The 25,287-nt window shown below is 54.8% G+C and carries 25 protein-coding genes; 5 read left to right on the top strand and 20 right to left on the bottom strand.

Annotated features, from left to right (window positions below):
• Nucleotides 1-70 precede the first annotated feature (70 nt).
• Nucleotides 71-643, bottom strand: coding sequence for a TetR/AcrR family transcriptional regulator (locus tag P40081_RS07295; RefSeq protein WP_039299874.1), 573 nt, complete (start codon nt 641-643; stop codon nt 71-73).
• Between the two features lie 244 nt (nt 644-887).
• Between P40081_RS07295 and P40081_RS07290 the strand changes: the two genes are divergently transcribed.
• Nucleotides 888-2,003: an FAD:protein FMN transferase gene (locus P40081_RS07290; RefSeq protein WP_042134446.1), complete on the top strand. Its 1,116-nt coding sequence runs from the start codon at nt 888-890 to the stop codon at nt 2,001-2,003.
• Between the two features lie 77 nt (nt 2,004-2,080).
• On the opposite strand, the gene P40081_RS07285 is transcribed toward P40081_RS07290, so the two are convergent.
• The 8 genes from P40081_RS07285 to P40081_RS07250 all read right to left on the bottom strand — a co-directional run bounded on the left by P40081_RS07285 (nt 2,081) and on the right by P40081_RS07250 (nt 9,248).
• Nucleotides 2,081-2,791 carry an HAD family hydrolase gene (locus tag P40081_RS07285; protein WP_042134444.1) on the bottom strand — a complete coding sequence of 237 codons (711 nt, stop codon included), beginning with the start codon at nt 2,789-2,791 and terminating at the stop codon, nt 2,081-2,083.
• Between the two features lie 22 nt (nt 2,792-2,813).
• Nucleotides 2,814-3,275 carry a GNAT family N-acetyltransferase gene (locus P40081_RS07280; RefSeq protein ID WP_042134442.1) on the bottom strand — a complete coding sequence of 154 codons (462 nt, stop codon included), beginning with the start codon at nt 3,273-3,275 and terminating at the stop codon, nt 2,814-2,816.
• 28 nt (nt 3,276-3,303) lie between these two features.
• Nucleotides 3,304-3,810 (bottom strand): metallophosphoesterase family protein, encoded by a 507-nt coding sequence (locus tag P40081_RS07275; RefSeq protein WP_042134439.1) that lies wholly within the window; start codon nt 3,808-3,810, stop codon nt 3,304-3,306.
• 221 nt (nt 3,811-4,031) lie between these two features.
• The gene (locus P40081_RS07270) at nt 4,032-5,237 is read right to left on the bottom strand and encodes an anti-sigma factor (protein WP_042134437.1); all 1,206 of its coding nucleotides are present in this window, start codon (nt 5,235-5,237) and stop codon (nt 4,032-4,034) included.
• Entirely contained in the window at nt 5,230-5,733 is a 504-nt protein-coding gene (locus P40081_RS07265; protein ID WP_042134435.1) for a sigma-70 family RNA polymerase sigma factor, read from the bottom strand. The genes P40081_RS07270 and P40081_RS07265 overlap by 8 nt, the downstream gene beginning before the upstream one ends.
• A 168-nt stretch (nt 5,734-5,901) precedes the next feature.
• Nucleotides 5,902-7,188, bottom strand: a complete 1,287-nt coding sequence (locus tag P40081_RS07260; RefSeq protein ID WP_042134433.1) for an ATP-binding protein — start codon at nt 7,186-7,188, stop codon at nt 5,902-5,904.
• Nucleotide 7,189: 1 nt separating this feature from the next.
• Nucleotides 7,190-8,638, bottom strand: a complete 1,449-nt coding sequence (locus tag P40081_RS07255; RefSeq protein ID WP_042134431.1) for an RtcB family protein — start codon at nt 8,636-8,638, stop codon at nt 7,190-7,192.
• Nucleotides 8,639-8,987: 349 nt separating this feature from the next.
• Complete coding sequence (locus P40081_RS07250) at nt 8,988-9,248, bottom strand: YqkE family protein (protein WP_042134429.1); 261 nt, start codon at nt 9,246-9,248, stop codon at nt 8,988-8,990.
• A 90-nt stretch (nt 9,249-9,338) separates the two neighbouring features.
• Here P40081_RS07250 and P40081_RS07245 point away from each other — a divergent pair, with 90 nt between their 5' ends.
• The gene (locus tag P40081_RS07245; protein WP_042134427.1) at nt 9,339-9,686 is read left to right on the top strand and encodes a winged helix-turn-helix transcriptional regulator; all 348 of its coding nucleotides are present in this window, start codon (nt 9,339-9,341) and stop codon (nt 9,684-9,686) included.
• 37 nt (nt 9,687-9,723) lie between these two features.
• Here P40081_RS07245 and P40081_RS07240 read toward each other — a convergent pair whose 3' ends face one another.
• Together P40081_RS07240 and P40081_RS07235 are read right to left on the bottom strand one after the other, a co-directional pair.
• Nucleotides 9,724-10,227 (bottom strand): GNAT family N-acetyltransferase, encoded by a 504-nt coding sequence (locus tag P40081_RS07240; protein ID WP_042134425.1) that lies wholly within the window; start codon nt 10,225-10,227, stop codon nt 9,724-9,726.
• 197 nt (nt 10,228-10,424) lie between these two features.
• Nucleotides 10,425-11,267, bottom strand: a complete 843-nt coding sequence (locus P40081_RS07235; protein WP_042140836.1) for an SDR family oxidoreductase — start codon at nt 11,265-11,267, stop codon at nt 10,425-10,427.
• A gap of 182 nt (nt 11,268-11,449) precedes the next feature.
• On the opposite strand from P40081_RS07235, the gene csaA reads away from it, so the two are divergent.
• Nucleotides 11,450-11,779 (top strand): chaperone CsaA, encoded by a 330-nt coding sequence (gene csaA, locus P40081_RS07230; protein ID WP_042134424.1) that lies wholly within the window; start codon nt 11,450-11,452, stop codon nt 11,777-11,779.
• Between the two features lie 560 nt (nt 11,780-12,339).
• On the opposite strand, the gene P40081_RS07225 is transcribed toward csaA, so the two are convergent.
• Nucleotides 12,340-13,692 carry a PQQ-dependent sugar dehydrogenase gene (locus P40081_RS07225; protein WP_231575301.1) on the bottom strand — a complete coding sequence of 451 codons (1,353 nt, stop codon included), beginning with the start codon at nt 13,690-13,692 and terminating at the stop codon, nt 12,340-12,342.
• A gap of 186 nt (nt 13,693-13,878) precedes the next feature.
• On the opposite strand from P40081_RS07225, the gene P40081_RS07220 reads away from it, so the two are divergent.
• On the top strand, nt 13,879-14,973 hold the full coding sequence (locus P40081_RS07220) for a M24 family metallopeptidase (RefSeq protein WP_042134422.1): 1,095 nt from the start codon (nt 13,879-13,881) through the stop codon (nt 14,971-14,973).
• A gap of 68 nt (nt 14,974-15,041) precedes the next feature.
• On the opposite strand, the gene P40081_RS07215 is transcribed toward P40081_RS07220, so the two are convergent.
• Nucleotides 15,042-15,767, bottom strand: a complete 726-nt coding sequence (locus tag P40081_RS07215; protein WP_042134420.1) for a queuosine precursor transporter — start codon at nt 15,765-15,767, stop codon at nt 15,042-15,044.
• Between the two features lie 394 nt (nt 15,768-16,161).
• Between P40081_RS07215 and P40081_RS07210 the strand changes: the two genes are divergently transcribed.
• The gene (locus P40081_RS07210) at nt 16,162-17,850 is read left to right on the top strand and encodes a methyl-accepting chemotaxis protein (protein WP_042134417.1); all 1,689 of its coding nucleotides are present in this window, start codon (nt 16,162-16,164) and stop codon (nt 17,848-17,850) included.
• Nucleotides 17,851-18,286: 436 nt separating this feature from the next.
• On the opposite strand, the gene P40081_RS07205 is transcribed toward P40081_RS07210, so the two are convergent.
• The 7 genes from P40081_RS07205 to P40081_RS07175 all read right to left on the bottom strand — a co-directional run bounded on the left by P40081_RS07205 (nt 18,287) and on the right by P40081_RS07175 (nt 25,286).
• On the bottom strand, nt 18,287-18,613 hold the full coding sequence (locus P40081_RS07205) for a YnfA family protein (protein WP_042134414.1): 327 nt from the start codon (nt 18,611-18,613) through the stop codon (nt 18,287-18,289).
• A gap of 2 nt (nt 18,614-18,615) precedes the next feature.
• Nucleotides 18,616-20,169 carry a cobyric acid synthase gene (locus P40081_RS07200; protein WP_042140834.1) on the bottom strand — a complete coding sequence of 518 codons (1,554 nt, stop codon included), beginning with the start codon at nt 20,167-20,169 and terminating at the stop codon, nt 18,616-18,618.
• Nucleotides 20,170-20,422: 253 nt separating this feature from the next.
• Nucleotides 20,423-21,232: an adenosylcobinamide-GDP ribazoletransferase gene (gene cobS, locus P40081_RS07195; protein WP_042134412.1), complete on the bottom strand. Its 810-nt coding sequence runs from the start codon at nt 21,230-21,232 to the stop codon at nt 20,423-20,425.
• Nucleotides 21,229-21,792 (bottom strand): bifunctional adenosylcobinamide kinase/adenosylcobinamide-phosphate guanylyltransferase, encoded by a 564-nt coding sequence (cobU, locus tag P40081_RS07190; RefSeq protein WP_042134410.1) that lies wholly within the window; start codon nt 21,790-21,792, stop codon nt 21,229-21,231. The genes cobS and cobU overlap by 4 nt, the downstream gene beginning before the upstream one ends.
• Complete coding sequence (gene cobT / locus P40081_RS07185; RefSeq protein WP_042134408.1) at nt 21,789-22,850, bottom strand: nicotinate-nucleotide--dimethylbenzimidazole phosphoribosyltransferase; 1,062 nt, start codon at nt 22,848-22,850, stop codon at nt 21,789-21,791. Before cobT ends, cobU begins: the two co-directional genes overlap by 4 nt.
• A gap of 217 nt (nt 22,851-23,067) precedes the next feature.
• Nucleotides 23,068-24,255 carry an aminotransferase class I/II-fold pyridoxal phosphate-dependent enzyme gene (locus tag P40081_RS07180; protein ID WP_042140833.1) on the bottom strand — a complete coding sequence of 396 codons (1,188 nt, stop codon included), beginning with the start codon at nt 24,253-24,255 and terminating at the stop codon, nt 23,068-23,070.
• A gap of 41 nt (nt 24,256-24,296) precedes the next feature.
• Nucleotides 24,297-25,286 carry a D-alanine--D-alanine ligase gene (locus tag P40081_RS07175; protein ID WP_269323241.1) on the bottom strand — a complete coding sequence of 330 codons (990 nt, stop codon included), beginning with the start codon at nt 25,284-25,286 and terminating at the stop codon, nt 24,297-24,299.
• Nucleotide 25,287 lies beyond the last annotated feature (1 nt).

Below are 25,287 nucleotides of genomic sequence, written 5' to 3'. Positions count from 1 at the left end.
GGACTACGCTCAACCGGGAAAGACGGACTTTGTTAAGTTATTACAATAATTCTCTAGTTTGTCCACCATACTATAGTAAAATCCCTGTAGAAATGAATAGGATCATATGCTCTTTAATCCGGTTTTTGTCCAGCGGCTCATGGGATTTGTTCCATTCCGTGGTGAGCGCCAGGTACATTCGCAGAATCATAAATGCCGCAACACTGGAATCACAGGGCTTCACTTCACCGCTGCCGATGGCTTCCTCAATCTGCTGTCTCAAGAAATCCAGCGCGTATGCCTCCATCCGCTTAACACCTTCCAGCGCCTGGGCTGTTCCGATGTCCCGCACCTCCTGGGCGAGCTTCACAAATAGCTCATGATCAGACCGGAATTCCAGAATGGAATCCAGCAGATTAAGCAAATTATGCACAAAGGTCGTTTGTTCCGCCGCTACACGGTTCATCACCGACATTAATTCCTGCGAAGCCTTGTCCAGAATTTCCTCAAACAGCTCTTCTTTGGTTTTGAAAAAAGTATAGATCGTGCCTTTGCCCACATTGGCGATTCTGGATACCTGATCCATAGTCGTAGCTTTATAGCCAAATTGTACAAAGGACAGGGTCGCTGCCTGCAGGATCAAAGCCTTGCGGTCAATGGACATAGTAAAACTCCTTTCTTTCTGTACGACCATAAATTGACTGAATTTAATTTTTGGTCACTAAGTCACAAATCAATTTACCATGTCCCCGGGAAGAAGACAACTTTTTGATAAAAGTTTCAATCCGCTTCCGTTCTGCAAGCTGCTCTTCTGCACAAAATGTCATGAAATTAGTATCCCTTGCCATTCTTTCTGGGGTATGATAATAAAGATGTGATCAAGAAACTAACTTTATGGATGGTGGAATATGTTTAAGAACAAGAAATCCGGCGTTATTCTGGCCGCTCTCGTCATTGTTATCGTCGCAGCTGTGGGCATCTGGCTCTTGGTGGGCAACAATGGAAAAGACAGCACAACTACTGAAACCCCCGGCGGTGCAACGGTCACAAAAGATGGCGATACGAAGTCCCTGGAACAGACGTTTTATATTTATGATACGGTCGTGAATATCAAGGTCTTCGGTGATACTGTAGAGCAGAAGAATATGGATGATATTCAGGCGATGCTGGAACGGATGGACATCGAGTTCAGCCGCACCAAGGAGAACGGGGAATTATACGCTGTGAATCAGGCAGCCGGTAAAGAAGCCGTAGCCGTATCCGACGAAACGCTAGATATCGTGAAGCTTTCCCTCAAATATGCCGAAGAAATGGACGGGCTATATGATCCGACTGTTGGACCGCTCGTTGACCTCTGGGCAATCGGTGAAGGCGGAGAGCATGTTCCCGATCAGGCAGCGATTGATAAAGCCCGCAGCCTGACCAATTACAAGGATGTTATTGTGGATGATGCCGCGAAGACGGTGAAGCTGGCCAAAGAAGGCATGGTGCTGGATATGGGCGGGATCGGCAAAGGGTATGCCGCTGACCGGATCGCCGACTATCTCAAGGCGCAAGGTCTGGACAGTGCGATGATCAATCTCGGCGGCAGCAGTATTATTGCGCTTGGCAACAAGCCGAACGGCTCGCCGTGGAATATCGGCCTGCAGGACCCCGATCAGAGCCGCGGTACCCAGCTGGGTACAATCAAAATCTCTGACGAGGTTATTGATGCATCCGGGGTATACGAACGTTTCTTCATGCAGGACGGTGTGCGTTACCATCATATTCTGGACCCGCGGACGGGCTTCCCGTCCCAGAACGGGCTGAAGAGCATTACCATTATGAGTCCGAACGCAACAGATGCGGATGCCCTGTCAACCGGTGTATTCCTGATGGGTCTCGAAGACGGCATGAAGTATCTAGAAGCGCTCCCGGAGAAGGTCGATGCCTTCTTCATCACAGACGACAACAAGATTTATGCCACCTCTTCGCTGAGAGAACGGCTGAATCTGACCGATCCTACGTACAGCTTCGCTGATTGATACCGCGCAGTGATGGATGTGCAGCATCGTATGCAAGCAGAAAAGGTGCCTTCCTTTGGGGGAGGGCACCTTTTTTGTCATACCAGCGGCAGCTCACTGAACTCCTTATAATTGGTGAAAATATAGCTTGGCGTGTGATCTCCACCCGGCTGCCGGCCGCGCGGGTTGTACCAGCATACCTTCCAGCCTGCCGCAAGCGCACCGACCACATCATTAGCCCATGTATCACCTACATAGAGGCTGTTCTCAGGTGCAGTTCCCGTCATCTTATTGACATGGGCGAAGATGGCCGGGTCGGGCTTAGCCAGACCGACAGCATCCGAGATGAAGATCATCTCCTGCGGAATGAGCTTATCTATACCCAGCCCGCGCAGCTTGCCCATCTGGTGCTCCAGCGGGCCGTTGGTGATAATGCCTACCGGATGCCCCAGGCTAATAAAGCGCTGAAGCTGCTCCGCCACGCCTTCGATCATCCCGATCGTATACTGGCGGGCAATATAGGAGGCCTGAACTCTGGTTGCCTGCTCCCGGTTCAAGGGCAGGCCATATTCGGCAAAAGCCAGCTCCAGCCGCATCACCCGGGTCTCCTCCAGCTCAAGCTCCCCGCGCAGATATTTCGGCCATAGTAAATCACTGTGATGCCTGACGGTGTAGAACAGCTCCGCATAATCCAGCTTGTCTTCGTCTGGCGCCAGCACCTCGCGCACCGCTTCCCGGAAAGGCACCAAATGGTCGTACAACGTATCATCCAGATCAAAAAACACGGCTAGCTTATTGCTTGTCTCCACGTAAACTCCCCTAACTATATCTTTAGAAATATAAATGATAAGTGAAAAAGCTCTCGTCCCGGATGTAGCCTTGGGCTTCATACAGACGCTGTGCGCCGGTATTATGCGTCAGCGTTGAAAGCGTCAGTCCCTTCGCACCAGTACCCTGCGCAAATCCGCGCACGCCTTCAAGCAGCAGTGAGCCAAGTCCATGCCCGCGCTGCTCCTCCGTCACAAACAGATCGTTCAGAATCCATACGGGCTGAACTGTAATGGAGGAGAAGGAAGGGTACAGCTGTGCCATTCCATACGTCCGCTTGTCCGCACCCTCACCGGCTGCTGCTATAAAAATTACAGATTCATCATTGGACAGTCTCGCCTTCAGAAATTCCCGCGCAGCTTCCATGTCAGAGACTTGGCCGTAATAGCTGCGGTATTCATCAAACAGCGGAGCGAGCTCCTCCACATCCTCAAGACCTGCCCGTTCAAAACGAAAATTCAACATGGCTCTCCCCTCCTTCTACCAGCTTCCTTTATTCCTTGGAGTCATAAAAGACATGACGGGCTGTGATCTTCCCGTCTTCAATGTCCATCAGTCCGAAGGAATACTGCTTCTCCCGGCGTTTGTCCGTAGGCGAGCCTGGGTTGAACAGCAGAATACCGTTCTCCCGGCGCATCAGCGGCTGATGGGAATGGCCGAAGAGAATACAGTCCACCTCCTGGCCTTCAAAGGCCAGCAGCGCATTTCCATCTGTCCCTTTACGGGAATACGGCGCATGTCCGTGAATCATTCCTATACGCATGCCCTCCAGCGTAAGGAGCTTGCTCTCTCCGAAGCGCTGAATGATCTCATATCCGTCGTTATTGCCGGCAATTCCCTCTACCGGAGCAAGCCCGGCCAGCAGATCATAGATCTCCAGCGATACCCAATCGCCCAGATGCAGAATCATATCCACCTTGCTGAATTCTTCCATAAGCACGGAGGGCAGCCCCTTGGCCCTGCTTGAGAGATGTGTATCCGATACTACTCCAATCTTCATCTGCTTCAGCTCCTAATTCTTATAGTCATCCTGCCGGCACCCCGGTAGATTTCCATTGTAATTCCAAGTGTTCAAAAATGACCCAAGATACTGGAAGTAAAATAGCCGAGAAACGCTGTAAACAACGTTCCTCAGCCATTTCACATCAACCTTCTCAAGTTTACGTACTTATAATTGTACGATTTGCAGAACTTAGAAGCAAGCCGTGCCCGGCCTAAGCCTCATTCCCGCCAATTCCAGAGCCGGACTTCACCCACCCGCATATAGCTGACCCAGGAAGCCTCGCGCAGCTTCAGCAGTTCCTTGACCGGCCCTGTAGCAACGGCTCCATAGATCTGAACTCCGTGCTCCTGAAGATAGGAGAGCGAAGTATCCAGTTCAATAAACGGCGCTGCCTTCCTGGCCAGTGACCGATGCTTTTGCAGCAGCTTAAGCGTTTTGATGAAGTTGGCATCACGCAGTGCCCCATCCCCATAGGGTTCAACAGAAGGCGATACGCTGCTGTAGGAGGAGACCGAGCTGAACCAGCCTGTTTTTTGGGTGGTGACCTCTGATTTCAACATATCATCGTCATGCCAGATCGGATCATAGGGAAATCCCAGCGGAGAAGTAACCACCTCATCGTGGGTAGACGGACCCGTATCTGCTCCGAACCACACAGGCAGGATATTCAGCGGCTCAAACTCCTTGAGCAGCTCCTCCGTGGTGTATAAGTGGTCGAACGACAGATAAGCTTCGGCAACCGTACCCTCGGGAAGCTTATCCAGCTTGTTCCACTCATCGCTGTTATCCCCGCTGCTGACGGAACCATCTGCTGACGGATAGTAGAAAATGTAATTACTCGCATTCCGGTCATCCATCCAGTTGAACACTCCGGGATAGGATAGCCCCAGGAGAAAGGTCTGGTTGTAATTACCCATCTGAACCTTCTCCCCGCCTACCTGCTTCAGCAGTTTACCGGTCAGATTCATCCGGAAGACCGATTTCGCATTGCTGGAAAGATATGTGGTTGTGTTGGGCCGGGTCACGGCAATCGCCGAGGATACAACATCACTATAGGTCTCACCACGGTTCCCGGTGCTGTAGAATACTATAGTAATAATATTACTGATGATCATGAAGACAATGAAGGCCGCAAATACAGTAAGGGTGTTCACGAGCCGCGCCTTCCATTTGCCGCGGCGGATAATGGACTTCTCTCTTCGCTTCGCCTTCCTCTTCGCCTTCTTGAGCCCTGTAGCTGCCCCTCCTTCCGTGTCCGCCTTGGTCCACCGTCCGCTGGTCTGCTCTTCCCGCTCCATTTGCTCCTCCAGATACAGCTGATAAGCCTCCAGCTTCTCCAGTTCACTCTCCAGCGCCTCCCGTTCTTCCTCCGGAAGTGTTCCCTCACTGTATTTCCTCAGTTGTTCTTTGAACTCCTCACTCATGCTCATTCCTCCTCCGGTCCGCCTCACGCAGCTTCTGCCTGGCGCGGAATACCAATATCTTGTATTGGGACAAACCTACGTTCATGATGCCAGCAGCTTCCTTGTAGGTCAGCCCGTGATAATCATGCAGCAGCAGCGCATGGCGCTGCCCCTCCGGCAGACGGCTGAGTGCCAGCGCTGTCTCTTCCCAGCGTTCCTGACGCAGCAAAGTCCCCTCCGTGGTCTCGGGATGGGGCAGCCTGCTGAAAAACCCGTCTTCCTTGGACACACTCCGCTTTTCCTTGCGTTTGAAGTCCACGAAGGCATTGTAAGCCACGCGGAACAGCCACGGCTTAATCCGCTCTTCCCGGCAATCCTCCAGATACAGATATGCCCGGTAAAAGGTCTCCTGCATCAGATCTTCGGCCGCATGGTGGTCATGGCAGAGGGAGCACAGATAGCGGTAGATGTCCGCCACATAATTCTCATATAGATCATCCAGCGTATTCGGCTCCATCTCCTCCCCCCTTAATCCATCCACGTATGAGAATGCCAAAAGTTACAGCTTCCAGCCAGAAATTTCAGGAATCATCCATCTTACTATAGCAGATTTATCTGCATCCCCACGCAAAAAGGGAGCCTCACGGCTCCCCAAACCTTCCCTTTACAGTCGCTTCTCTCTTACTTAATAAAATCCGATACTGGACGAAGCATCCTTCATCCATTCCCGTTTGCGCCCCTTGTCCAGTTCGCCGCGCATGCCGCGCACCAGAGACTCGACATCAGCCGTGCCATTCTCATGCCATTCCAGTGCCGCACTGACATACAGCTCGCCAAGCTGGGTCAGGGAGAAATCTCCTGTCAGGCGCGCAGCGGTGGCCGTACCTTCTTCACCTGCGAAGGCGGAGAACCCGCGCAGCTGCAGATATTCGAGGCGCAGCGCCTCATTTGGCATCTTGATCTCATAGGCCCGGTCGAAGCGTCCGGCGCGGTTCATGAGGCCCGGGTCGATTTTCTCCGGATAATTGGTGGTGCCGATCAGGAAGATGCCTTCCTTCGAAGTAGCCCCGTCCAGCGTGTTCAGGAAAAAGGACCGGACCTCCTGCGGCATGGAATCGATGTCCTCAATCACCAGTACCATCGGCGCCAGCCGGGCCGCAGCCTCGAACACCTCATTCACTGACTCGCTGCTCGTATATTCGGTAATCTGCCAGTAGATCACAGGTCCCGGTACACTTCCGGCGATCGATTTGACGAGCGTAGTCTTGCCGTTGCCCGGATGCCCGTAGAGCAGAATGCCCCGCTTGTACGGGATATCGTAAGTGACGTAGAAGCTGCGGTCCGAATCAAAAAACTGGTCGAGCGAACGGTAGATTTCTTTCTTGATCCCCGCGTCCAGCACGACCTCCTCACGCCCGACAGAGCGGGTGATGGGTTCATCCTCACGGAAGATTCCGTTACGCCGGTCAGTGAACACCGTCACCTTATTGATGTTCTGCTCCCGCTGCCGGGTACGCACATTGGCCAGGAAGAATTGCAGCTGCGCGTCAGATGCCGCGAACACATAGTCCTGGAAGTTGATGCCGTTCTCCTGGAACACAGGCACCCGCGCCAGAGCAATGCCCATGGCAGGATACGCCAGCACATTATTGCGGATCGAGAGATGGATATTGTACTCCGGCTGCTCTTTATCATCGTCGTACACAAATGTCCGGTCCTCCAGGCGGTCAAAAATCCGCGCCACATGCTCCACCCCGGCATTCCCGCTCTGCACATCGTTCTCCAGCAGCTTCCAGTATTCACTGTTGGGATCATCGCTCGCATACAGCTCATAACGTACGCCGTAGCGGCTGTAGAGCGCTTCAAGTATGCCGTCAACCAGGCGTGCGTACACATCATAACCTTTGATGATTCCGGCTCTGTCTTCATCGTATTCGTAGATTACAGTAGGTTTCTTAATCTCCTGCTCCATCCTATTTCGTCCCCTTTATCGCTGCGAGCGGCTTGCATTTGGCTACAACAGCAGCCAGGCCGGCGCCCGTAACGCTTTCTATAATCTCATCTACATTCTTATAGGCCTGGGGAGATTCGTCAATGATAGATTCCAGGGAATGCTGATTCACTACAATCTCGTCTGCCGTCCCCACCTTCATCGACCGGGAGAATTCATGGACAGACACCAGACGCTTCGTTGCCGAGCGCGAGCGGATGCGTCCGGCACCATGGCAGATCGAATAATAATTCTCTTCTCCTCCGGGCTGGCCGACCATGATGTAGGAAGCGGTGCCCATCGAGCCGGGGATCAGCGCCGGATGCCCGGTCGCCGCGTAAGCCCGCGGATTATCCGCATGGTCTGCAGGCAGGGCGCGTGTCGCCCCTTTGCGGTGAACAAACTTGGTGCCTGAGGAGGTCTCCTCTTCCCACGCATAATTGTGCATCAGATCGTAGAGGGTGCGCAGCTCGCATTTCGTGCCGAAGACGTCACGGAAGCCCTCACGTACACCATAAGCGATCAGATGGCGGTTCACCACCGCATAGTTCAGCGCCGAGTACATCAGATTAACATAGCGCTGAGCCTGCGGATGTGACAGGGGCGCATAGATCAGGCGCGGGTCAGCGCTGCCCAGTCCAAGCTGGCCCATGACCTTGGCGAAGGCCGGGGTACAGAACTGATTGACCATGCCTCCCCAGGCCCGGGAGCCGGAGTGGATCATCACGGCAATCTGCCCGTCTCTCAGGCCCCACGCTTCAGCCACCTCCCGCTGCTCCTCGGCGATTTCAATCGCCTGGATCTCAACGAAATGGTTGCCGCCGCCAAGGGTGCCGAGCTGGCGGTGCCCCCGGTGCCAGGCCATATCCGGCAGCTCATTCAGAATCTCGTCATCGAAGGCAAGCTTGCTGATCTCCACATGGGACAGTGCGCTTGATTTCTTCGGAGTGTAGCTGTCCGGAACATATTTGCTTGGCAGGCCGTGCAGGCCCTTGCGCACGATATTCTCCAGCCGGATATCGCTGTAGTGGCCGCGCTGCTGGGCCTCCATCGGCAGATACTTCTCAATTGCACGGACCAGCTTCCGGCGCAGCTTCACTTCACGCAGATCATCCATATGCAGATTGGTCAGATGTACACGCATGCCGCAGCCGATATCGCTGCCTACAATGGACGGCGAGACATAACCTGACGCGGCATCCCAGACCGCAGTAGTCCCGATGCAGGTTCCGACGCCTACATGCACATCAGGAGTGTAGCTCATATATTCTATATTCGGGATTTGCAGATTGTTATTAGCCATTTCCAGGACCTTGTAATCAAGTGAGCCAAATAATTGCTCACTGGCATATACCTTGAGGTCGCCGCCCGGAAGGGCTACCTCATGTTTGTAGCGGGATATCTCCCCCGCTTGCTGCTTCATGCTATTCATAAATGTTTTCATTTCCTCTCAGGTTGGTAAGATAATTTCCAGTTTTGTGGTACGCAAAAAGAGCCGCAGATCAGTTCTGATCATGCGGCTCCCGGAGCGCTGGGTGCAGCTTCGAATTCAAGCCGGGACACCCGTATGCAGTTGTGACATAATAAGCACGCTGCGTATTATGTCTTCCGGACGAAGGCGATGAGATCAGATTGTTCATATGCGGTTGTAATGTGACTGTGCGGCGTTCTCAAACCATTTGTTCCAATCATGACCCATCGGCCTCCCTTCTCTAAATGATAAACCCAATAATATATGGCGCTGCTGCAGATTGTCAACCCTGAATCTGGTAAAGTTTGTTTTATTTGAATTTCGACCAGTCCTGATTGCTGTTCTCCAGCAGGTGGCCGAAATCATTCTCCAGACGTTTCTGCTCTGCCTTGCGTTTGTCCTCCGCATCCTTGAGGGCGGCGTCTTTCTTGCCTTGCTCTTCGGCTTTGAGCGCATCGGACTGCGCCTTCAGCTTGTCCAGCACCTCGCGGCTGAGCAGGTCTTTGAGCGTTGCCGGAGCATCGGCCGCAGCAGGGCGCGGAGCCGGAGTTATCTTCTTCTTTTTAGCCAAGGGAATCATCCTTTCAAGTAGTGCAAATAGTTCAAATTTGTTTTAGTTATAGGTCTTTTCGTTTATAATGTACAGTAAGAGGTGAGCCTAATGAAATCCACAGAGTTATGTCCAAGGTTACAAAAAAGCATGGATATTATCGGCAGACGTTGGACGGGCTTAATCATCTATCAGCTTCTGCAAGGTCCCCAGCGCTTCGGCACCATTGAAGCTTCGCTGCCCGTCAGCGGCAGGCTTTTGTCCGAGCGGCTGAAGGAACTGGAGCAGGAGGGTATCGTCCTGCGCGAGGTTTTTCCCGAAACACCTGTAAGAATCCAGTATTCGTTAACTGACAAGGGCCGGGCCCTGGAATCCGTCATCCGTGATTTGCAGGTATGGTCGGAAGACTGGATTACGGAAGAGGAATGCCGGTCTGCTTCAGCCGCTCCTCCGCAATAAGTTTCACACACTGTTTCTGCGAAAGCCTTATATAAATTTACAGCTTGCGGCCTACGATAACAAGGTCACGCGGAATGCCGTCCAGCACGGCGACACCCGGCAGCAGGCCCCATTGTCCGAAACCAAACTTCCGCAGCAGTGCAAGGCTTGGCTCATTATGGCCAAACACAAAGCCGACCAGGTTCTGCAGACCAAGACGCGGACATTCCTCAAGCGCCTTGGTCAGCAGGATACTTCCTGCGCCGCTGCCGCGGAATTTTTCACTTACATAGACGCTGATCTCTGCCGTTCCATTATAGGCCGGACGCCCGTAGAATGACTGGAAGCTGAACCAGGCCGCAATTTCGCCGCCTTGCCGCAGAACCCAGAGCGGACGGTGATGGCTGTTATGCTCATGGAACCACTTCACCCTATCCTCCACGGCTACCGGCGTAAGATCCGCTGTCACCATTCTTCCGGCAACCGTCGTGTTATAAATCTCCACAATCGCTCCCAAATCCTCAATTGCTGCATCCTCTATGCTGTAACCTTGCCAATCCATGCTATGATTCCTCCTAAAAGTTGTGTTTAAATTTCAAGCCATTTACGCCACACTAAAGATTCGAACTTGAAGCTTAGTCGTCACTGCGGTGAACATTTGGACTTCCGGCCGATGGTCACCAGATTTCTTGATCTAATCCGCTGTTCGCGGCCCACATCCGGTGACAAAGGCGGTCGCTACCGCTCCTCAGTTCCAAACTAGTTCAGCCCTGTCTGTTCCAGACTCCACTTCCACAGCCGTGCGGCTTCTTCTGTATTCTTCGCCCTTGGCGATAATTCCTTGATCTCGCGGCGGTAATAATACTGCCCGCTAACTTCGCTCAGCTCCGGCGCAGCCGCCAGATAAATGGCCGTGTCCGCACCTTTCTCAGGCGTCAGGAAGAAGTAGGACAGCAGCTTCAGCAGCGAGCGCCCAAAGCCTGTCTCCCGGTTCACTCCGATGCTCGTCCCCACCGCTCCCGGATGCACACAGTTCGCAGTAACCCTGGTGCCCTTCAATTGAGCAGCCAGCTCGCGGGTAAACAGGATGTTGGCCAGTTTGGAACGGGCGTAAGCCTTAGCCGGGTTGAAGCCGCGTGACAGCGTATGATCCTCCAGATGCAGCTTGCCAATCTTGTAAGCACCTGAAGCCACTACCACAATCCTGCCCTGTTCAGCATGCTTCAGATTATCCAATACCAACATGGTGAGCAGAAAATGACCCAGATGATTCACGCCCAAATCCTGCTCGTAGCCGTCTGAAGTAAGCTCACGTCTGATGGCGACTACGCCAGCATTATTGATCAGAACATCAAGCACCGGGTAGCCGGCCGTGAATTCCTCTGCAAAAGCGCGAATGCTTGCGAACGATCCCAGATCGCACAGCATCAGCCGGATTTGATCAGAGCCGCTCTGGCGCACTGCTTCCGCAAGAGCTTCCTCCCCGCGTTTACGGCTGCGGCAGGCCATGATTACATGGGCTCCTCTGCGGGCCATTTCCACTGTCGTAGCCAGTCCCATGCCGGAATTCGCACCGGTGACAAGCACGGTCTTTCCTTTCATGGACATCTTCCCCTCTCTTGCGGGCCAGCCAGGCCGGGGCATGGCGTAGCCTTTTCAGAGTATATGTTTTATGATAATGTTACATCATTTCTGAGGGTTAAAATAGCCCCTGGGCATGGAATAACTTCTCAAGAAGTTTATTCCCGGTTAGAAGCAACTTATCAATTACAGGGGGCGAGTACATGGCTACTATTGAAGATTTCTTGAAGCTGGATATACGCATAGGAACCATTCTGTCCGCAGAGCCTTTTCCTGAGGCACGCAAACCGGCGATTAAGCTGCAGATCGATTTCGGGGAACTCGGCATTAAGGCCTCCAGTGCGCAGATCACCAAACATTACACTCCGGAAGAGCTGATCGGCCGGCAGATAGCCGCTGTCGTGAACTTCCCGCCCAGACGGATTGCCGGCTTCCTCTCGGAAGTGCTCGTCCTCGGCGGCGTGCCGGAGGAAGGCGATGTGATCCTGCTGGCTCCGGAGCAGCAGGTTCCGAACGGAACGCCGATCGCGTAACGGACCCGCTGAACCGGCCACCCCGGGTAAGCCGCTTGCACTGCGTAGTCTCGTAAGCTCGCAGACCTGACGGTACAGAATATCGTCTGCTACCCATGGTGCACGGTATGTAAGCAGCACGCAGGTCCTGATCGGTTGCTTGCGGGCGGGCTGTAGGCGGGGTTTACACGCTGCAAGCCCATAACAGGAAAGGCTGTCCTCTATGCAGATGATCTGCAAGGAGGACAGCCTTTGTTTGTTACATAGTTACATAGTTACATAGTTACATAGTTACAGAGTTATAGAGTGAAACGGACTCAGATGACGCTATTTTGCGGAAAAGGTTACTTTTGACGTTTATCCGGACTCAGAAGCCCTTATTCGGAATATTATAGACCCGAACACGGTAAAACTGAGCCATTAAGGTCATCTGAGTCCGCAACGGACAGAAACCGGGCTATTATCCGAAAATAACGGCTTCTCAGTCCGCATCAGCGGCGGATGGCCGAGAAATCCCTTCTCCATTAGCATAGCCTGGTAAAGTGCCGGAGGAAGTACACGGAAAATTCAGCTAACAGCCCTTATTTCCAATTCGGCCGCAGCGCAAGGAGCTTATCATCCTGTGCGCGCGGGTTGCCTCTGCCATCCCGGTTATTGGTCATAATATACAGGGTGCCGTCAGGCCCTTCCGCCACATTGCGGATTCGGCCATACTTCTCTTTGAATAAAGCCGTAATCTTAGGCTTGCCGCCCGAAGGAGACAAAGATACCCGCAGCAGCTGCTGCCCCGCCAGACCGGCAACCAACAGTTCGCCGCTCCATGGCCCCTGCGTAATAAAGGTCATGCCCGACGGCGCCCAGGTCACCTCACCGCTGTGTGCCAGCGGAGCCTTCAGCTTCAGCTTAGCGGCTCGGGTCTCATCGCCTTCAATCAGCGGCCAGCCGTAATTGGTCCCGGCCTGAATACGATTGATCTCATCATGGCTCGACTGGCCATGCTCCGAGCTGTATAAGACTCCGCTCTCCGGCTGCCAGGCCAGACCCTGCGGATTGCGGTGGCCCATGCTATAGACCGGAGACCCCGGCCACGGGTTATCTTCAGGGATGCCGCCGCTGGTGGTAATCCGCAGTATTTTTCCGCCCAGACTGGTCTTATCCTGCGCGAGCTCAGGCTCATAGCGTTCACCTGTGGTGATGTACAAGTAGCCGTCCGGTCCCAGCTTGACCCGTCCGCCGTTATGATTGGTGTCCCCTGGTATATTATCCAGCAGAACCTGCTTGATCTCCGCTTTGCTGCTGCCAATCTTAATCCGCAGGACCCGGTTTGCCACTCCGCCCTCCGCATTGCGGTAAGAATGATATACATACGCCAATCCGTTGCTCTCAAACTCCCGATCAAGCGCAAGTCCCAGCAACCCGCCCTCTCCCTTACTGATAAAGGGGGCTTCAAGCTCCAGCAGCGGGGCCTCACGAAGCTTGCCATTCTCTATGACCCGCAGGCTGCCCGGCCGTTCGGTGAAAAAGATCCGCCCGTCCGGAGCGAACGCCATCTCCCAAGGCACATTCAATCCGTCTGCCAGCGTATGCGCGGTATAAGGGAAGGCTGACGAAACTGGCGGCTTCGGCGCGGCAGCCGTTACTTCCGGTGCCTGTGTGCTTCCAGAAGCACCAGGTGATGCTGCGCCAACCGGCGCACCCGTTCCTGCACTCGCAGACGCTCCCGGTGTTCTTGTCACCGGCGTTTCGGTCATCGTAGTCATCGAAGATGGAAGAGCAGTGCCGGCAGGCTGTGCGTCAAGACGCGGATTCTCTCCTGTCAGCTGCCCTTGCATAGTATCTTGTTCAGAAGAGGTGCAGGCTGACAGCAGGCCCATCAGCAGGACCAAAGTTCCGCGCAGCAGAAATGTACGGAAGAGGACTGATGTACCGGACATATTCATAACCTCCTGTTAAGTGAAGCGGGAATAGAAACCAGAAATGATTGTGGCAACTATTACCCGGTGCTTAACTTCACTAAACCCCCTTTAGCATCCGCTCGAGGGACGTGCAGCCTCCCGGATTATGAATTATAATGAGAATAATGCTGTTTCACGCGTGTATATGAAAGGGGAATTATTGCAATGAATGAAGCTCTGCTTAAACTGGAGCAAGGACTTACAGAAGGGGGCTTGGATGCTCTCCTCGTAACCGATCCCAAGCATGTATACTATCTGACCGGCTTCGCCAGCAACCCGCATGAACGCTTTCTGGGCCTGCTGCTAATCCGCGGCGGGGAGCCTGTGCTGATCGTTCCGGCGCTGGACGCCGAAGCGGCGCATGCCGCCTCCTCGGTGAAGACTATTCTGACGCACAGCGATACGGACAACCCGTACGAGCTGCTCAAATCCCGCTTCGGCGGCGCTGCTCCGGGCAGCTTCGGCATAGAGAAGGAGCACTTCTCCGTCAGCCGCTATGAGTTGCTGGCAGACGCCATCCCAGCGGGGGCATTCAGCGACATCGGCCATCTGCTCCGCGCTATGCGCGCCATGAAGACGCCTGAAGAAATCCGCATTATGAAGCATGCCGCCGAACTTGTGGAGGAAGTTCTCCGCCGGGGCCTGTCGCATGTCAAAGCCGGTGTCAGCGAGAATGAGCTGGTAGCGGAGCTTGAATACCTGATGAAAAAAGCCGGAGCCTCCGGCCCCTCCTTCGACACCATGGTGCTCTCCGGCCCGAATACGGCCCTGCCGCATGGCGTACCGGGTGAACGCATCATCCAGCCGGGTGATCTGCTGATGTTCGATCTTGGCGTATACGCCGCTGGCTATGCCTCCGATATTACCCGCACCTTCGCTGTAGGCGAAATCGACAGCAAGCTGACAGATATCTATAATACTGTGCTTGCTGCCAATGAAGCTGGTATTGCCGCTTCTGTTGCCGGAGCCACCTTCGGTTCTGTTGACAAGGCTGCCCGGGACGTTATTGAAGCCGCCGGCTACGGCGAATACTTCATGCACCGCGTCGGACATGGTCTCGGCATGGATACCCATGAATATCCATCACTGCATGGACTCAACACGGATATTATCGCAAACGGCAACGTCTTCACAGTAGAACCGGGGATTTATGTGCCGAATCTTGGCGGCGTGCGCATTGAGGATGATGTGCTCGTTACGGCAGAGGGCCCGCAGACGCTGACCAGCTTCCCCAAAGAATTGACAGTGCTGAGCCTGTAATTCAGAAATCCAAAAAAGCCCCAATCTCCCGATCACTGGAGGTTAGGGCTTTTTTATATAAAACTATTCTATGAAATATTGCGCTTGGTCTCCTGGGAGGGGACGGTCTGCTCTTCTTCAGCGAACTTAAAGGAACGGGCAAGGTATAGCACCGGTGTGCCTGCACCTGTAAGCAGGAATTTGGCCAGATAGGTGGTCAGCAGAATCTCTGTCCATACCTTCAGGTCATAGGTTCCGGCAAAAGCAATCGTACAGAAGATCAAAGTGTCAACAAAAGAGCTGATCATGGTGCTACCGTTAGAGCGGATCCAGAGCTGCCGTGAGCTGCCGTAGTACTTGCGGATCCATGCGTATAAGCGCACATCCAGAAACTGGCTGATAAAATATGCGGTAAGACTGCCCAGTGCAAGTCTCGGCATCAGGCCGAAGATCGTCTGGAGTGAGGATTGGGCAATATCCGTCTCCTGCGGCTCAAATACAAGCACCATCTGCATTATGACGGTAGTCATCAGCAGAGTGAAGAATCCGAACCAGACGGCGTTCCGCGCTTCAGCCCGCCCGTATCTCTCATTCAGCAGGTCACTGGTCATATATAACGTGACATACATCGTATTTCCAAGCGTCATTACAATATCGAAAGGCATCGCAATTGTCTTGGCGACTTGTATATTGGCGACCACGGTTGCCATGCCGACCCAGGCATAGAGGCCTTTTTTACCGAACAACCGGTAGCAGAGCAGAAAAAACACAAAATTAACAACAACAAACAAAATCCCCCACAACAAATTAAACATATTTCGGTTAACTCCTCCTAGTTTTGGTTACGCGGGATGGTTACGAACCGCGGCTATCCACTCTTATAGAAACAAAACATTAATACTCTACCACAGAAAAAGCTAACATGCTATGAAATTTAAAATTTTCATGAAAACAGCGTATAATTCATTTTTTTCGGTAAATTGGTGATAGACTCGTTAAATATTCAATTTTTTCTGAAAAATAATGCAGTATAGAGCAAACTTTCACTATTCAACCTGAGGTTAATTCTATAGAATAGTTATCAATCACAATTCCCGTTCACAGATAGCTTCATATATGACCTACACCAATGGAATATATTGCTGCTTGCCTGGCTCTTTGTCTGGCTTGGGATATTCAGATGCAATTGACAGAAAAGGAGAGAAAGAAATGTTCCGTTTCAAAAAATCAATTAGCCGCAAGTTTACGCTTCTGCTGTTTGTCGTTCTGTTACTCACTTCTCTTTTGCTAAGCATCAGCTTCTACTTCATATCCATTAATATCATCGACAGCTATGTGATGCCGCAGATCAACAAGTCTCTGACTGCCTCAGCCCAGGATGTATATAAGAATCTGAATGCTACAAGCGCGCAGCAGGCCCTTAACAAGAATGAACAGGCGGGGACCAATGTAGAATTCTATTTCGAGGAAAAGCGGAAGCAGCACGATGTTGAAACCATTTTCCTCATTGACCTGAAGGAAGGCAAAGCTACTGTTCTGGTCGCGGATCATAGCGCCAAGCTTCAGCGTGAAGAGTCCATTGAGGTATTGCCTGCCATGGAGCAAGCCTCCAAAGGAAAATCCGGACTTAGTGAAATCTATAGTGATAGTCATGGTATACATAAGAGTGCATTTGTTGGCGTTCCCGGTACCACCATGCTCGTTGGCGTAAGCTCGGATGTCGGCTTTATCCAAGAAAAGATGAGCAGCATTCTGTGGACCAGTGCGGGAATCACCCTGCTGGCACTTATTATCGGGCTCTCCGGCGCCACACTGATGAGCCGCAGAATCATCCGTCCGATCAAACTGCTGGCGGCCTACAGCAACAAGCTGGCCGGAGGCGATTTCACCGAAGCACTTACGATCAAAGGCAACGATGAAGTAGGCCAGCTCTCCGAGAGCTTCCGGATCATGAGCGAGCGGCTCAAGGAGATGATCGGACATGTGCTGGATACATCGGGCGCAGTAGTTGCCGATTCCAATGATCTGAAGGAACGTGTTCAGATTCTGAACAATATGGCTGAGCAATCCGCTGTCTCTGTAGAGGAAATCGGTAAAGGCAGCACCACGATTGCGAGCAGCGCACTCGATAATTCCCGGGCCATGGATGAGATCAACATTGGCATCCAGCATATCGCTTCCGCCGCCGGTGAGGTCACGGAGCAGATCAGTGAAGCCTCCGCCGAAGCGATGGGCGGTAATGACATTGCCCAGAGTGCTGTGCAGCAGATGCGCCAGGTGGAACAGGCCTCAGTACAGTCGCTGGAGCAATTCCGTATCATGAATGAACGCTCGCTGATGATCGGGGAAGTGGTGCAGGGCATTACCGAAATCACGAAGCAGATTCAGATGCTGTCGCTTAACGCATCTATTGAAGCAGCGCGCGCCGGAGAGCATGGCCGGGGATTCGCTGTCGTGGCCGGTGAAGTGCGCAAGCTGTCTGAGCAGTCCAAGGAATCCAATGAGCAGATCCGCGAATTCCTGCTCGGACTTCAGGAAGATATGAACCACTCGGTATCCGAGATGAACCACGTAAATACAGAAGTAGCTTCAGGTATGAACAAAGTGGTGGAAGCAGGCAATGCCTTCAATCATCTGCTGATTCTTATCCAGAGCATCAACCACAGCATCCAGTCCGTATCTGCCGCTACCCAGCAGATTTCGGCAGGCACCGAAGAAGTCAGCGCCTCGGTGGAAGAAACGGCACAGATTACAGCCAAGTCGCAGCAGAGCGCCGATACGCTGGCCGGCAACTCTGCCCGCCAGCACCAGGAGCTGGAAGGCCACGCGCTGACCGTAGAGCATCTGCATGAGCAGGCCGTGAAGCTGCAGAAGGCTGTCGAGCAGTTTAAGATTTAGCTAGTTTCTGTTCAATCAAATCTATAAAGCTGTTTAATAGTAAAATATAAAAAGCAGCTCCAAAGGCCTCGTGGCTGTTGGAGCTGCTTTTTTGCATAGGGACAAGCACAATCCTTCAATTCCTCAAATTTGATTCGTAACCGGCAAATTGGGTTTGTTAAGTTCACGCCATTTCAGCATAAATGTTGTACGATTTACAACTCCGCTTCATAGATACCAGGTTTTTTAGAAGGATTGTTGTATGTAATACAATAATTTTCCTGATTCCCTGTTTAGAAAAGGAGAAATCCTGCCTTCCGTACAACATTTTTGAATATAAAAGCGATGTAATCCGCAAAATGTTGTATTTTGGGCAGGATTCATAGAATAACAAGGTTCCATCACAATCCGTGGATGAGAATAGAGGGATTCGTGCGATAACTGATTAGGACCATGCTCAGTGTCTCGGTGCCCACAAGATGACAGAGACCCCAATCACGCAGATGCCGGCGCCGATCCAGTCGTAGAGATCCGGTGTTTTCCGGTCCACCAGCCAGCCCCACAGCACAGCAAGCACGACGAATACTCCGCCATAGGCGGCATATACCCGGCCAAAGGAAGGAAACTTCTGCAGCGTCGGGATAATACCATACGCGATCAGGATGGCAGAGCCTGCCAATCCGTACCACAGCGGCCGCGATTCCCGCAGCCAGAGCCAGACCAGGTACCCGCCCCCGATCTCGGCCAGTCCGGCAACAATAAACAGCAGAACCGCAATAAACATCCCTATTCACCTCCTCCCCGCAAGCCCATAATATTGTACACGGCTTCCATGTCCAGATGTGATCTTACAGCATCCGCCAGCCGGTCAAATTCCTGCTCACGGAGCGCAGCAGCCGAGAAGGTTACGGATAGCGGTGCGAGTCCTTTGGCAATACGCAATCCGTCCAGCCAGCTGCGGCGCAGCCCGTCATTGTGGAACAAGCCATGCAGATAGCTGCCCCAGATTCTGCCGTCCGGGGTTCCCCAGCCTTCCGGCACAGCCTGCCCTTCCGGTCCGTCCAGACTGAACAGGCTGCGTACCGAAGCATCATCATGATTCGTCGTCGTTCCCATATGTATCTCGTAGCCGGTAATGGGCATCTCTCCGATTGAGGCAGGCGCCTGTGTGCTTAGTTGCAGCGGATGATCCGCAGTCAGTGTTCCGCTTACGCGTACTGTGGTCTTCTGCTGCAGGAACGCCGTTGACAGCGGCAGATACCCGAGGCCCTCACTCTCACCCGGTTCAGCACTCTCAACCGCATGAGGATCAAGCAGCTTCAACCCCAGCATCTGATACCCGCCGCAGATTCCGGCAAGCTGCTGCGTCCCCTGTCCCAGTGCACGCTCTATGGCCTCCGGGAACCCCTGCTCCCGCAAATACTGCAGGTCGGCAGCTGTATTCTTCGTGCCCGGCAATATAATGACATCCGGCGTTCCAAGCTCGTCTGCCGACAGGACATAGCGTACGGCAGCATCCGGCTCATCCTCCAGCGGATCGAAGTCGGTGAAATTGGAGATGCGCGGATAACGGATGACGGCAATATCAAGTTCCCTGGCGGATTCTTGGTGCACGCGGCCTGAGGTTCCTTCCAGAACTACGGAGTCCTCCGCCTCAATCCGCAGCTGCGGCAGGAACGGCAGCACCCCCAGCACCGGAATGCCTGTACGCTCCTCCAGCCAGTCCAGCCCGGGCTGCAGCAGCGAGACATCGCCGCGGAATTTATTGATAATGAAGCCTTTGACCCGGGCCCGTTCATGCGGCTCCAGCAGCTCCAGCGTGCCTACAATGAAGGCAAACACGCCGCCCCGGTCAATATCGGCAACCAGCAGCACCGGGGCATCCGCCCAGCCTGCCAGATTCATATTGACGATATCCCGCGCCTTGAGGTTGATCTCCGCGGGGCTGCCTGCGCCTTCCATCAGCACAACATCATAGGCCTCCCGCAGACGGCCAAGCGCATCCATCACCGTCCCTTTGGCTTCGGGGAGAAACTTCTCACGGTATTCTCTTGCACTGAGCGCGGCATGCGGCACACCATGCACCACAATCTGCGCGCTCATCTCACCAGATGGCTTCAGCAGGATCGGATTCATGTCGCTGGTAGCCGTAATACCGAAGGCTTCCGCCTGCATCCCCTGGGCGCGGCCGATTTCTTTGCCGTCTGCTGTAACATATGAATTCAGCGCCATATTCTGCGACTTGAACGGTGCCGTACGGTATCCGTCCCGGGTCATAATCCGTCCGATGGCGGCGGTGACGAGGCTTTTGCCGACATCGGAGGCAGTTCCCTGCACCATCAGCACAGCGGCGGGGTGCTGCTTGCCGCGTCCATCTGCAACCCCCGGCGCTGCCTGGACGGTAACTGGCTGCTGCTTATCCGCTTCACCCGCAGGCCCCGGTGCGGCCTGGGCGGCAGCCTTACATGCAGTTGTATCTTCCATATTGATCTTCCTCGCTTTCTGGCTGCAGCCGGTGTTCAGGGCGGTGCAGCCCTATGGCCTATTGGAGCGCTGTGCGGCGCTGCCCTAAGTGCATGGCGGACGCTGTCCGCTACAGGTTGTGCTGCAGCAGCACCAGCACCAGCAGAACCACCGTCTCCAGCAGCTCACCCAGCGCGCCGTAGACGTCGCCGGTGAGCCCGCCGAGCCGGCTGGCGATCCGCCGCGCTGCGAGCATGCCGCAGGCTGCCGCAGCCGCCGGCGCCAGGACGGCCGCCGCTGCCAGCTGCGGCCAGGCCCCGCTGCCCGCGCCGAGCGCCAAAGGCGCCGCGGCAGCGGCCAGCGTAAGCAGCGCGGCGGTTAGACGCGCTCGCCGCTCCAGCCGGGCAGGCAGCCCGCCGAAGCTGGCGGCCAGCCCTTCATTGCCGCGGGCCAGCGGATAGCGGGCCATGGCCCGCACCATGTACCAGCGGCTCCAGACCGGCGGCAGCAGGAGCAGCGGCAGCATGCTGTAGCTGCCGCCTTCAATCAATGCCGCCAGCAGCGAGGCCTTCAGCAGCAGGAGCAGCACGCAGGCCAGCACGCCCATAGCGCCTACGCGGCTGTCCTTCATAATCTCCAGCATCCGCTCCCGCGAGCGGTAGCTGAGCAGCGCATCGGCGCTGTCCATCCAGCCGTCCAGATGCAGCCCGCCGGTCAGCCCCACCCAGAGGATGAGGGTGATGACAGCGGCAGGCCAGGCCGGCAGCAGCCAGGCGGCGGCAGCTCCGCCAAGCGCGGCGCTGAGGCCGATGGCTGCGCCGACCAGCGGATAATAGACCACGCTGCGGCGCAGCAGCTCAGGCGAGAAATCCGGGCTGTATTTGACCGGAAACCGCGACAGGAACTGAAACGCGGCAGCGGCATCCCCCCGCGCGCTCACAGCAGGTACTCCCGGCTCTTTAGCTCAACAGGTATTCCGGCCGTAACCAGGAATACCTGCTCACACTGCCGGGCAAGCCGCGCGTTCATCCGTCCGGCCAAGTCACGGTACAGCCGGCCGAGTGAATACTCCGGCACAATGCCGTCGCCTACTTCATTGGTAACCAAAATTAGCGTTCCCTGGAAGCTGGAGACACTCTGCTCCAGTCCGGCAATTGCAGCTTCCACCAGCTGCTGCCGGTCACTGCGTTCCTCCACAGCCAGCAGCTGGTTGGACAGCCAGAGCGTCAGGCAGTCCACCAAGACTGTCTGACCGCTGCCGCTGCCGGACAGCCGCCGGAGCAGCGCCGACAGTTCAAGCGGCTCCTCCAGAGTCTCCCAGCGGAAGCCGCCCTCCTCCCGCTGCTGCCGGTGCAGGGCAATCCGGGCCTTCATCTCTTCATCGAACGCTTGCCCGGTCGCCACATAGACCGCCTGCTGCGGGTCTGCCAGCTTCTTGGTTAAGCGCTCGGCGAAGCCGCTTTTCCCGCTGCGTGCCCCTCCGGTTACAAGGATGCTCATACGCTCTCCGACCCGGAGACCCCCGCACTCTCGAAGGTCGCCATCTCCCGCATAATCCGGCAGACCGCTTCAATGAAATGCAGGCACAGCGCGCCGCCGGTGCCTTCACCGAGGCGCAGTCCGAGATCCAGCAGGGCCTCCAGACCGAGGCGGTCCAGCATCAGCTTATGCCCCTGCTCGCCTGAGACATGGGAAGCAATCATATAAGCCGTGGATTCCGGCGCTAATGCCTTTGCTACCAGAGCTGCCGCTCCGGAAATAAAACCGTCCAGAATGACCGGAATCCGCAGCGCAGCCGCTCCCAGAATCAGACCGGCCAGGCCGGCAATCTCAAGTCCGCCTACCTTCGAGAGTACATCGATCGGGTCAGCCGGATTCGGCGCATTAACCTTCAGGGCGCGTTCGATCACCGATATTTTGTGGCGCAGCCGCTCGTCGTCGATGCCTGTTCCACGTCCGGCTGCCGTCTCTGGCGGAATACCTTCCAGTGCGCACAGCACCGCAGCACTGGCCGTAGTGTTACCGATTCCCATCTCACCGGTAATAAAAATCTCCGTTCCGTTCTTCACCGCTTCCTGGGCCACCTGAACCCCGGCCAGAATCGCACGCAGCGCATCATCGCGGCTCATGGCCGGACCTGCCGCCATATTGTCCGTGCCGCGGCGCACTTTGCGGTCGATGAGCTGCGGATGGCTGATGTCACCGTTAATGCCGATATCCACGAACTGCACCTCTGCACCGCCTTGGCGGGCCAGCACATTCACTGCGGCGCCGCCGCTCAGGAAGTTATAGGCCATCTGCATTGTAACCTCCTGCGGAAAAGCACTGACCCCTTCACAACAGACCCCATGATCCGCTGCCATAACTACTACCGTACGTTTGCTGTAACAGGGCTGTTCTACTTTGGAGATCCCGGCCAGCCGGACGGCCAGCGCCTCCAGCCGCCCGAGGCTTCCCGGCGGCTTGGTCAGGCTGTTCAGGCGGAGCACCGCGCGTAAGGTCGCTTTTTCATCAGGCGGAGCGATCCGTCCGGTTACTTCTTGTATGGCTGTGATCATGATATTACCTCCTGTTATCTATTGTATATTCTATTGAAAACAATCTACTGAAAATAATCCACTTCTATCTGCTCTGCATACTGTCATCAGAACACAAAAAAAGCTCCCCTGCTCTGAAGAAGGGAGCTTCCGCTGACTTGGCTGCAAGCCAATTGAATTCTAACATATCCCTATTTCTTCCTTAAAGGATTATAGGTGATATAGATTGATCTTACAATTAGATTTTTACCTTCATGAAGCCTTCCAGCCGCTCCAGCGCCTCGGTCAGCTTCGCTGTAGAAGCCGCATAGGAGCAGCGGATATACCCTTCTCCGCCAGCCCCGAACACATGGCCCGGAACCACTGCGACTCCCGCCTCCTTCAGCAGCCTTAAGGCGAATTCCTCCGAGCTCATGCCGGTGTGGGCAATGGACGGGAAGGCGTAGAATGCCCCTGCAGGCATATGGCAGTGCAGTCCGGCATCGCGCAGCCCCTCCACAAACAGCGTCCGGCGGTCCTTGAAGCAGGCCTTCATCCGGTCTTTATCCGGCAGAGCACTGCGCAGGGATTCGGCAGCGGCGATCTGTCCCAGCACAGGCGCACACATGGCTGTGTATTGATGAATTTTGAGCATAGCCGCCAGCAGTTCGCGGTTCCCGCAGGCATATCCGACCCGCCAGCCGGTCATGGCAAAAGCCTTCGAGAACCCGCTGATCACCACCGTCCGCTCCTTCATGCCCGGGAGTGAGGCAATACTTACATGTGTGCTGTCGTAGGTCAGCTCGGCATAGATCTCATCCGAAATCACGATCAGCCCATGCTCCTTCACCACCTCAGCTACCGGCAGCCAGTCCTCATAGGTCATTACCGCCCCCGTAGGGTTGCTTGGAAAATTCACCATCAGCAGCTTGGATCGCGGAGTGATTGCCCGCTTCAGTGCTTCGGCCGTGAGCTTAAAGCCCTGCTCCACAGTCGTCTCCACCGTGGCCAGCGTTCCGCCATTCAGATAGGCGATAGGCGCATAGGCGACATAACCCGGGGAAGGAATCAGAATCTCATCGCCCGGTGCGATGAAGGCGCGCAGCGCCAGATCCACGGCTTCACTGCTCCCTACAGTAACCAATATTTCGTCCGCAGGATCGTACTGCAGGTCGAAGCCCTTCTGCAAATACCCGGCAATCTCCTCCCGCAGCTCCATCCTCCCGCTGTTAGGCGTATACATCGTCTCCCCGCGGTCCAGGGCGCGGATACAGGCCGCTCTGACCTGTTCAGGAGTAGCGAAGTCGGGCTCACCAACCCCGAGTGAAATAATATCGTTGTTACCCGCAGCCAGATCAAAAAAAGCGCGGATGCCCGAAGGCGGGATCTCCCTTAAGCGCGGAGTAATGGGGTCGCTGTGCAGGGAGATGCCAGTGAGGCTCGGGATGCGGGGGTGGCGGTCCACAGGCAAAGCAGATTGTTTTCTGTTCATAACCTGCCACCCCCTTGCTGTGCCAGTTGTGCTTCTGGTGCTTCTGGTGCTTCTGGTGCTTCCGCTGCTCCACCCATACCTCCGCGCTCCCGCAGCGATCCGGTGATAATCTCATCCAGCAGCCGGGTGAAGGAGATGCCAGACGCCCTTGCACTTTGCGGCAGCAGGCTGGTTGCGGTCATGCCGGGCAGCGTGTTCACTTCCAGCACATAAGGAATGCCGTCCTTCAGCAGCATATCCACCCGTGCATACACCGCGCATTTCAGCGCCCGGTAGCAGGTAAGTGCCGCCGTACGCACCCGTTCCTCGACCTCCGCAGGCAACTGGATGATCTGTTCCTCCGCCCCGCCCTGCTCATATTTGGCGCTGTAATCGAACCAGTCGGCACCGAGCGACTGAATCCCGATTACCGGCAGCAGCTCTCCACCGAGAATGGAGCAGGTAATCTCCTGCCCTGTTGTATAACGCTCAATCAGCACCGAACAGTCAGCGGCAAAAGCCTTCTCCACCGCCCCGCGCAGCTCCTGCGGATGATTCACCTTGGTCATGCCGATGCTGGAGCCGCCGGAATTCGGCTTGACCATCACCGGATAACCCAGCCGGTCCACGGCTTCAGGTGCATATTCATTGATATTGTCCCAGCACAGCCAGTCGGGTGTGGGGATGCTTTTGCTGCGGATAACCGTCTTGGCCAGCCCTTTATCCATGCAGAGACTGCTGGACAGCACGCCGCTCCCCGAATAAGGAATGCCTAGCGTTTCAAGCGCACCTTGTACGGTGCCATCCTCGCCGTAAGTCCCATGCAGGGCGAGCAGAGCGAAGTCCAGCCCCACGACTCCCTCCAGCAGCTCTTTACGCGAGGTGATGGGAACCGGAATCCCGGTGTATTTTGCCGGATCCAGCGCCTTCAGCATCTCCCTGCCGGTATTCATGGACACCTCATATTCAGACGATACGCCGCCCATAATAACTCCCACTCTAATCATA

Source organism: Paenibacillus sp. FSL P4-0081 (assembly GCF_000758565.1).
In the GTDB taxonomy this organism is placed as follows: Bacteria; Bacillota; Bacilli; order Paenibacillales; family Paenibacillaceae; genus Paenibacillus_AQ; species Paenibacillus_AQ phytohabitans.
This window is presented reverse-complemented; position numbering and strand designations above follow the sequence as displayed.

Coding starts and splice junctions, on each gene's coding strand:
- P40081_RS07270 (WP_042134437.1), bottom strand. CDS start 5,237: ATGAGTGAGGAGTTCAAAGAACAACTGAGGAAATACAGTGAGGGAACA.
- P40081_RS07175 (WP_269323241.1), bottom strand. CDS start 25,286: ATGATTAGAGTGGGAGTTATTATGGGCGGCGTATCGTCTGAATATGAG.
- P40081_RS07220 (WP_042134422.1), top strand. CDS start 13,879: ATGAATGAAGCTCTGCTTAAACTGGAGCAAGGACTTACAGAAGGGGGC.
- P40081_RS07255 (WP_042134431.1), bottom strand. CDS start 8,638: ATGAATAGCATGAAGCAGCAAGCGGGGGAGATATCCCGCTACAAACAT.
- P40081_RS07225 (WP_231575301.1), bottom strand. CDS start 13,692: ATGTCCGGTACATCAGTCCTCTTCCGTACATTTCTGCTGCGCGGAACT.
- cobT (WP_042134408.1), bottom strand. CDS start 22,850: ATGATCACAGCCATACAAGAAGTAACCGGACGGATCGCTCCGCCTGAT.
- cobU (WP_042134410.1), bottom strand. CDS start 21,792: ATGAGCATCCTTGTAACCGGAGGGGCACGCAGCGGGAAAAGCGGCTTC.
- P40081_RS07265 (WP_042134435.1), bottom strand. CDS start 5,733: ATGGAGCCGAATACGCTGGATGATCTATATGAGAATTATGTGGCGGAC.
- P40081_RS07215 (WP_042134420.1), bottom strand. CDS start 15,767: ATGTTTAATTTGTTGTGGGGGATTTTGTTTGTTGTTGTTAATTTTGTG.
- P40081_RS07275 (WP_042134439.1), bottom strand. CDS start 3,810: ATGAAGATTGGAGTAGTATCGGATACACATCTCTCAAGCAGGGCCAAG.
- P40081_RS07280 (WP_042134442.1), bottom strand. CDS start 3,275: ATGTTGAATTTTCGTTTTGAACGGGCAGGTCTTGAGGATGTGGAGGAG.
- P40081_RS07205 (WP_042134414.1), bottom strand. CDS start 18,613: ATGTTTATTGCGGTTCTGCTGTTTATTGTTGCCGGACTGGCCGAGATC.
- P40081_RS07260 (WP_042134433.1), bottom strand. CDS start 7,188: ATGGAGCAGGAGATTAAGAAACCTACTGTAATCTACGAATACGATGAA.
- P40081_RS07290 (WP_042134446.1), top strand. CDS start 888: ATGTTTAAGAACAAGAAATCCGGCGTTATTCTGGCCGCTCTCGTCATT.
- P40081_RS07295 (WP_039299874.1), bottom strand. CDS start 643: ATGTCCATTGACCGCAAGGCTTTGATCCTGCAGGCAGCGACCCTGTCC.
- P40081_RS07210 (WP_042134417.1), top strand. CDS start 16,162: ATGTTCCGTTTCAAAAAATCAATTAGCCGCAAGTTTACGCTTCTGCTG.
- csaA (WP_042134424.1), top strand. CDS start 11,450: ATGGCTACTATTGAAGATTTCTTGAAGCTGGATATACGCATAGGAACC.
- P40081_RS07200 (WP_042140834.1), bottom strand. CDS start 20,169: ATGGTGCAGGGAACTGCCTCCGATGTCGGCAAAAGCCTCGTCACCGCC.
- P40081_RS07240 (WP_042134425.1), bottom strand. CDS start 10,227: ATGGATTGGCAAGGTTACAGCATAGAGGATGCAGCAATTGAGGATTTG.
- P40081_RS07245 (WP_042134427.1), top strand. CDS start 9,339: ATGAAATCCACAGAGTTATGTCCAAGGTTACAAAAAAGCATGGATATT.
- P40081_RS07235 (WP_042140836.1), bottom strand. CDS start 11,267: ATGAAAGGAAAGACCGTGCTTGTCACCGGTGCGAATTCCGGCATGGGA.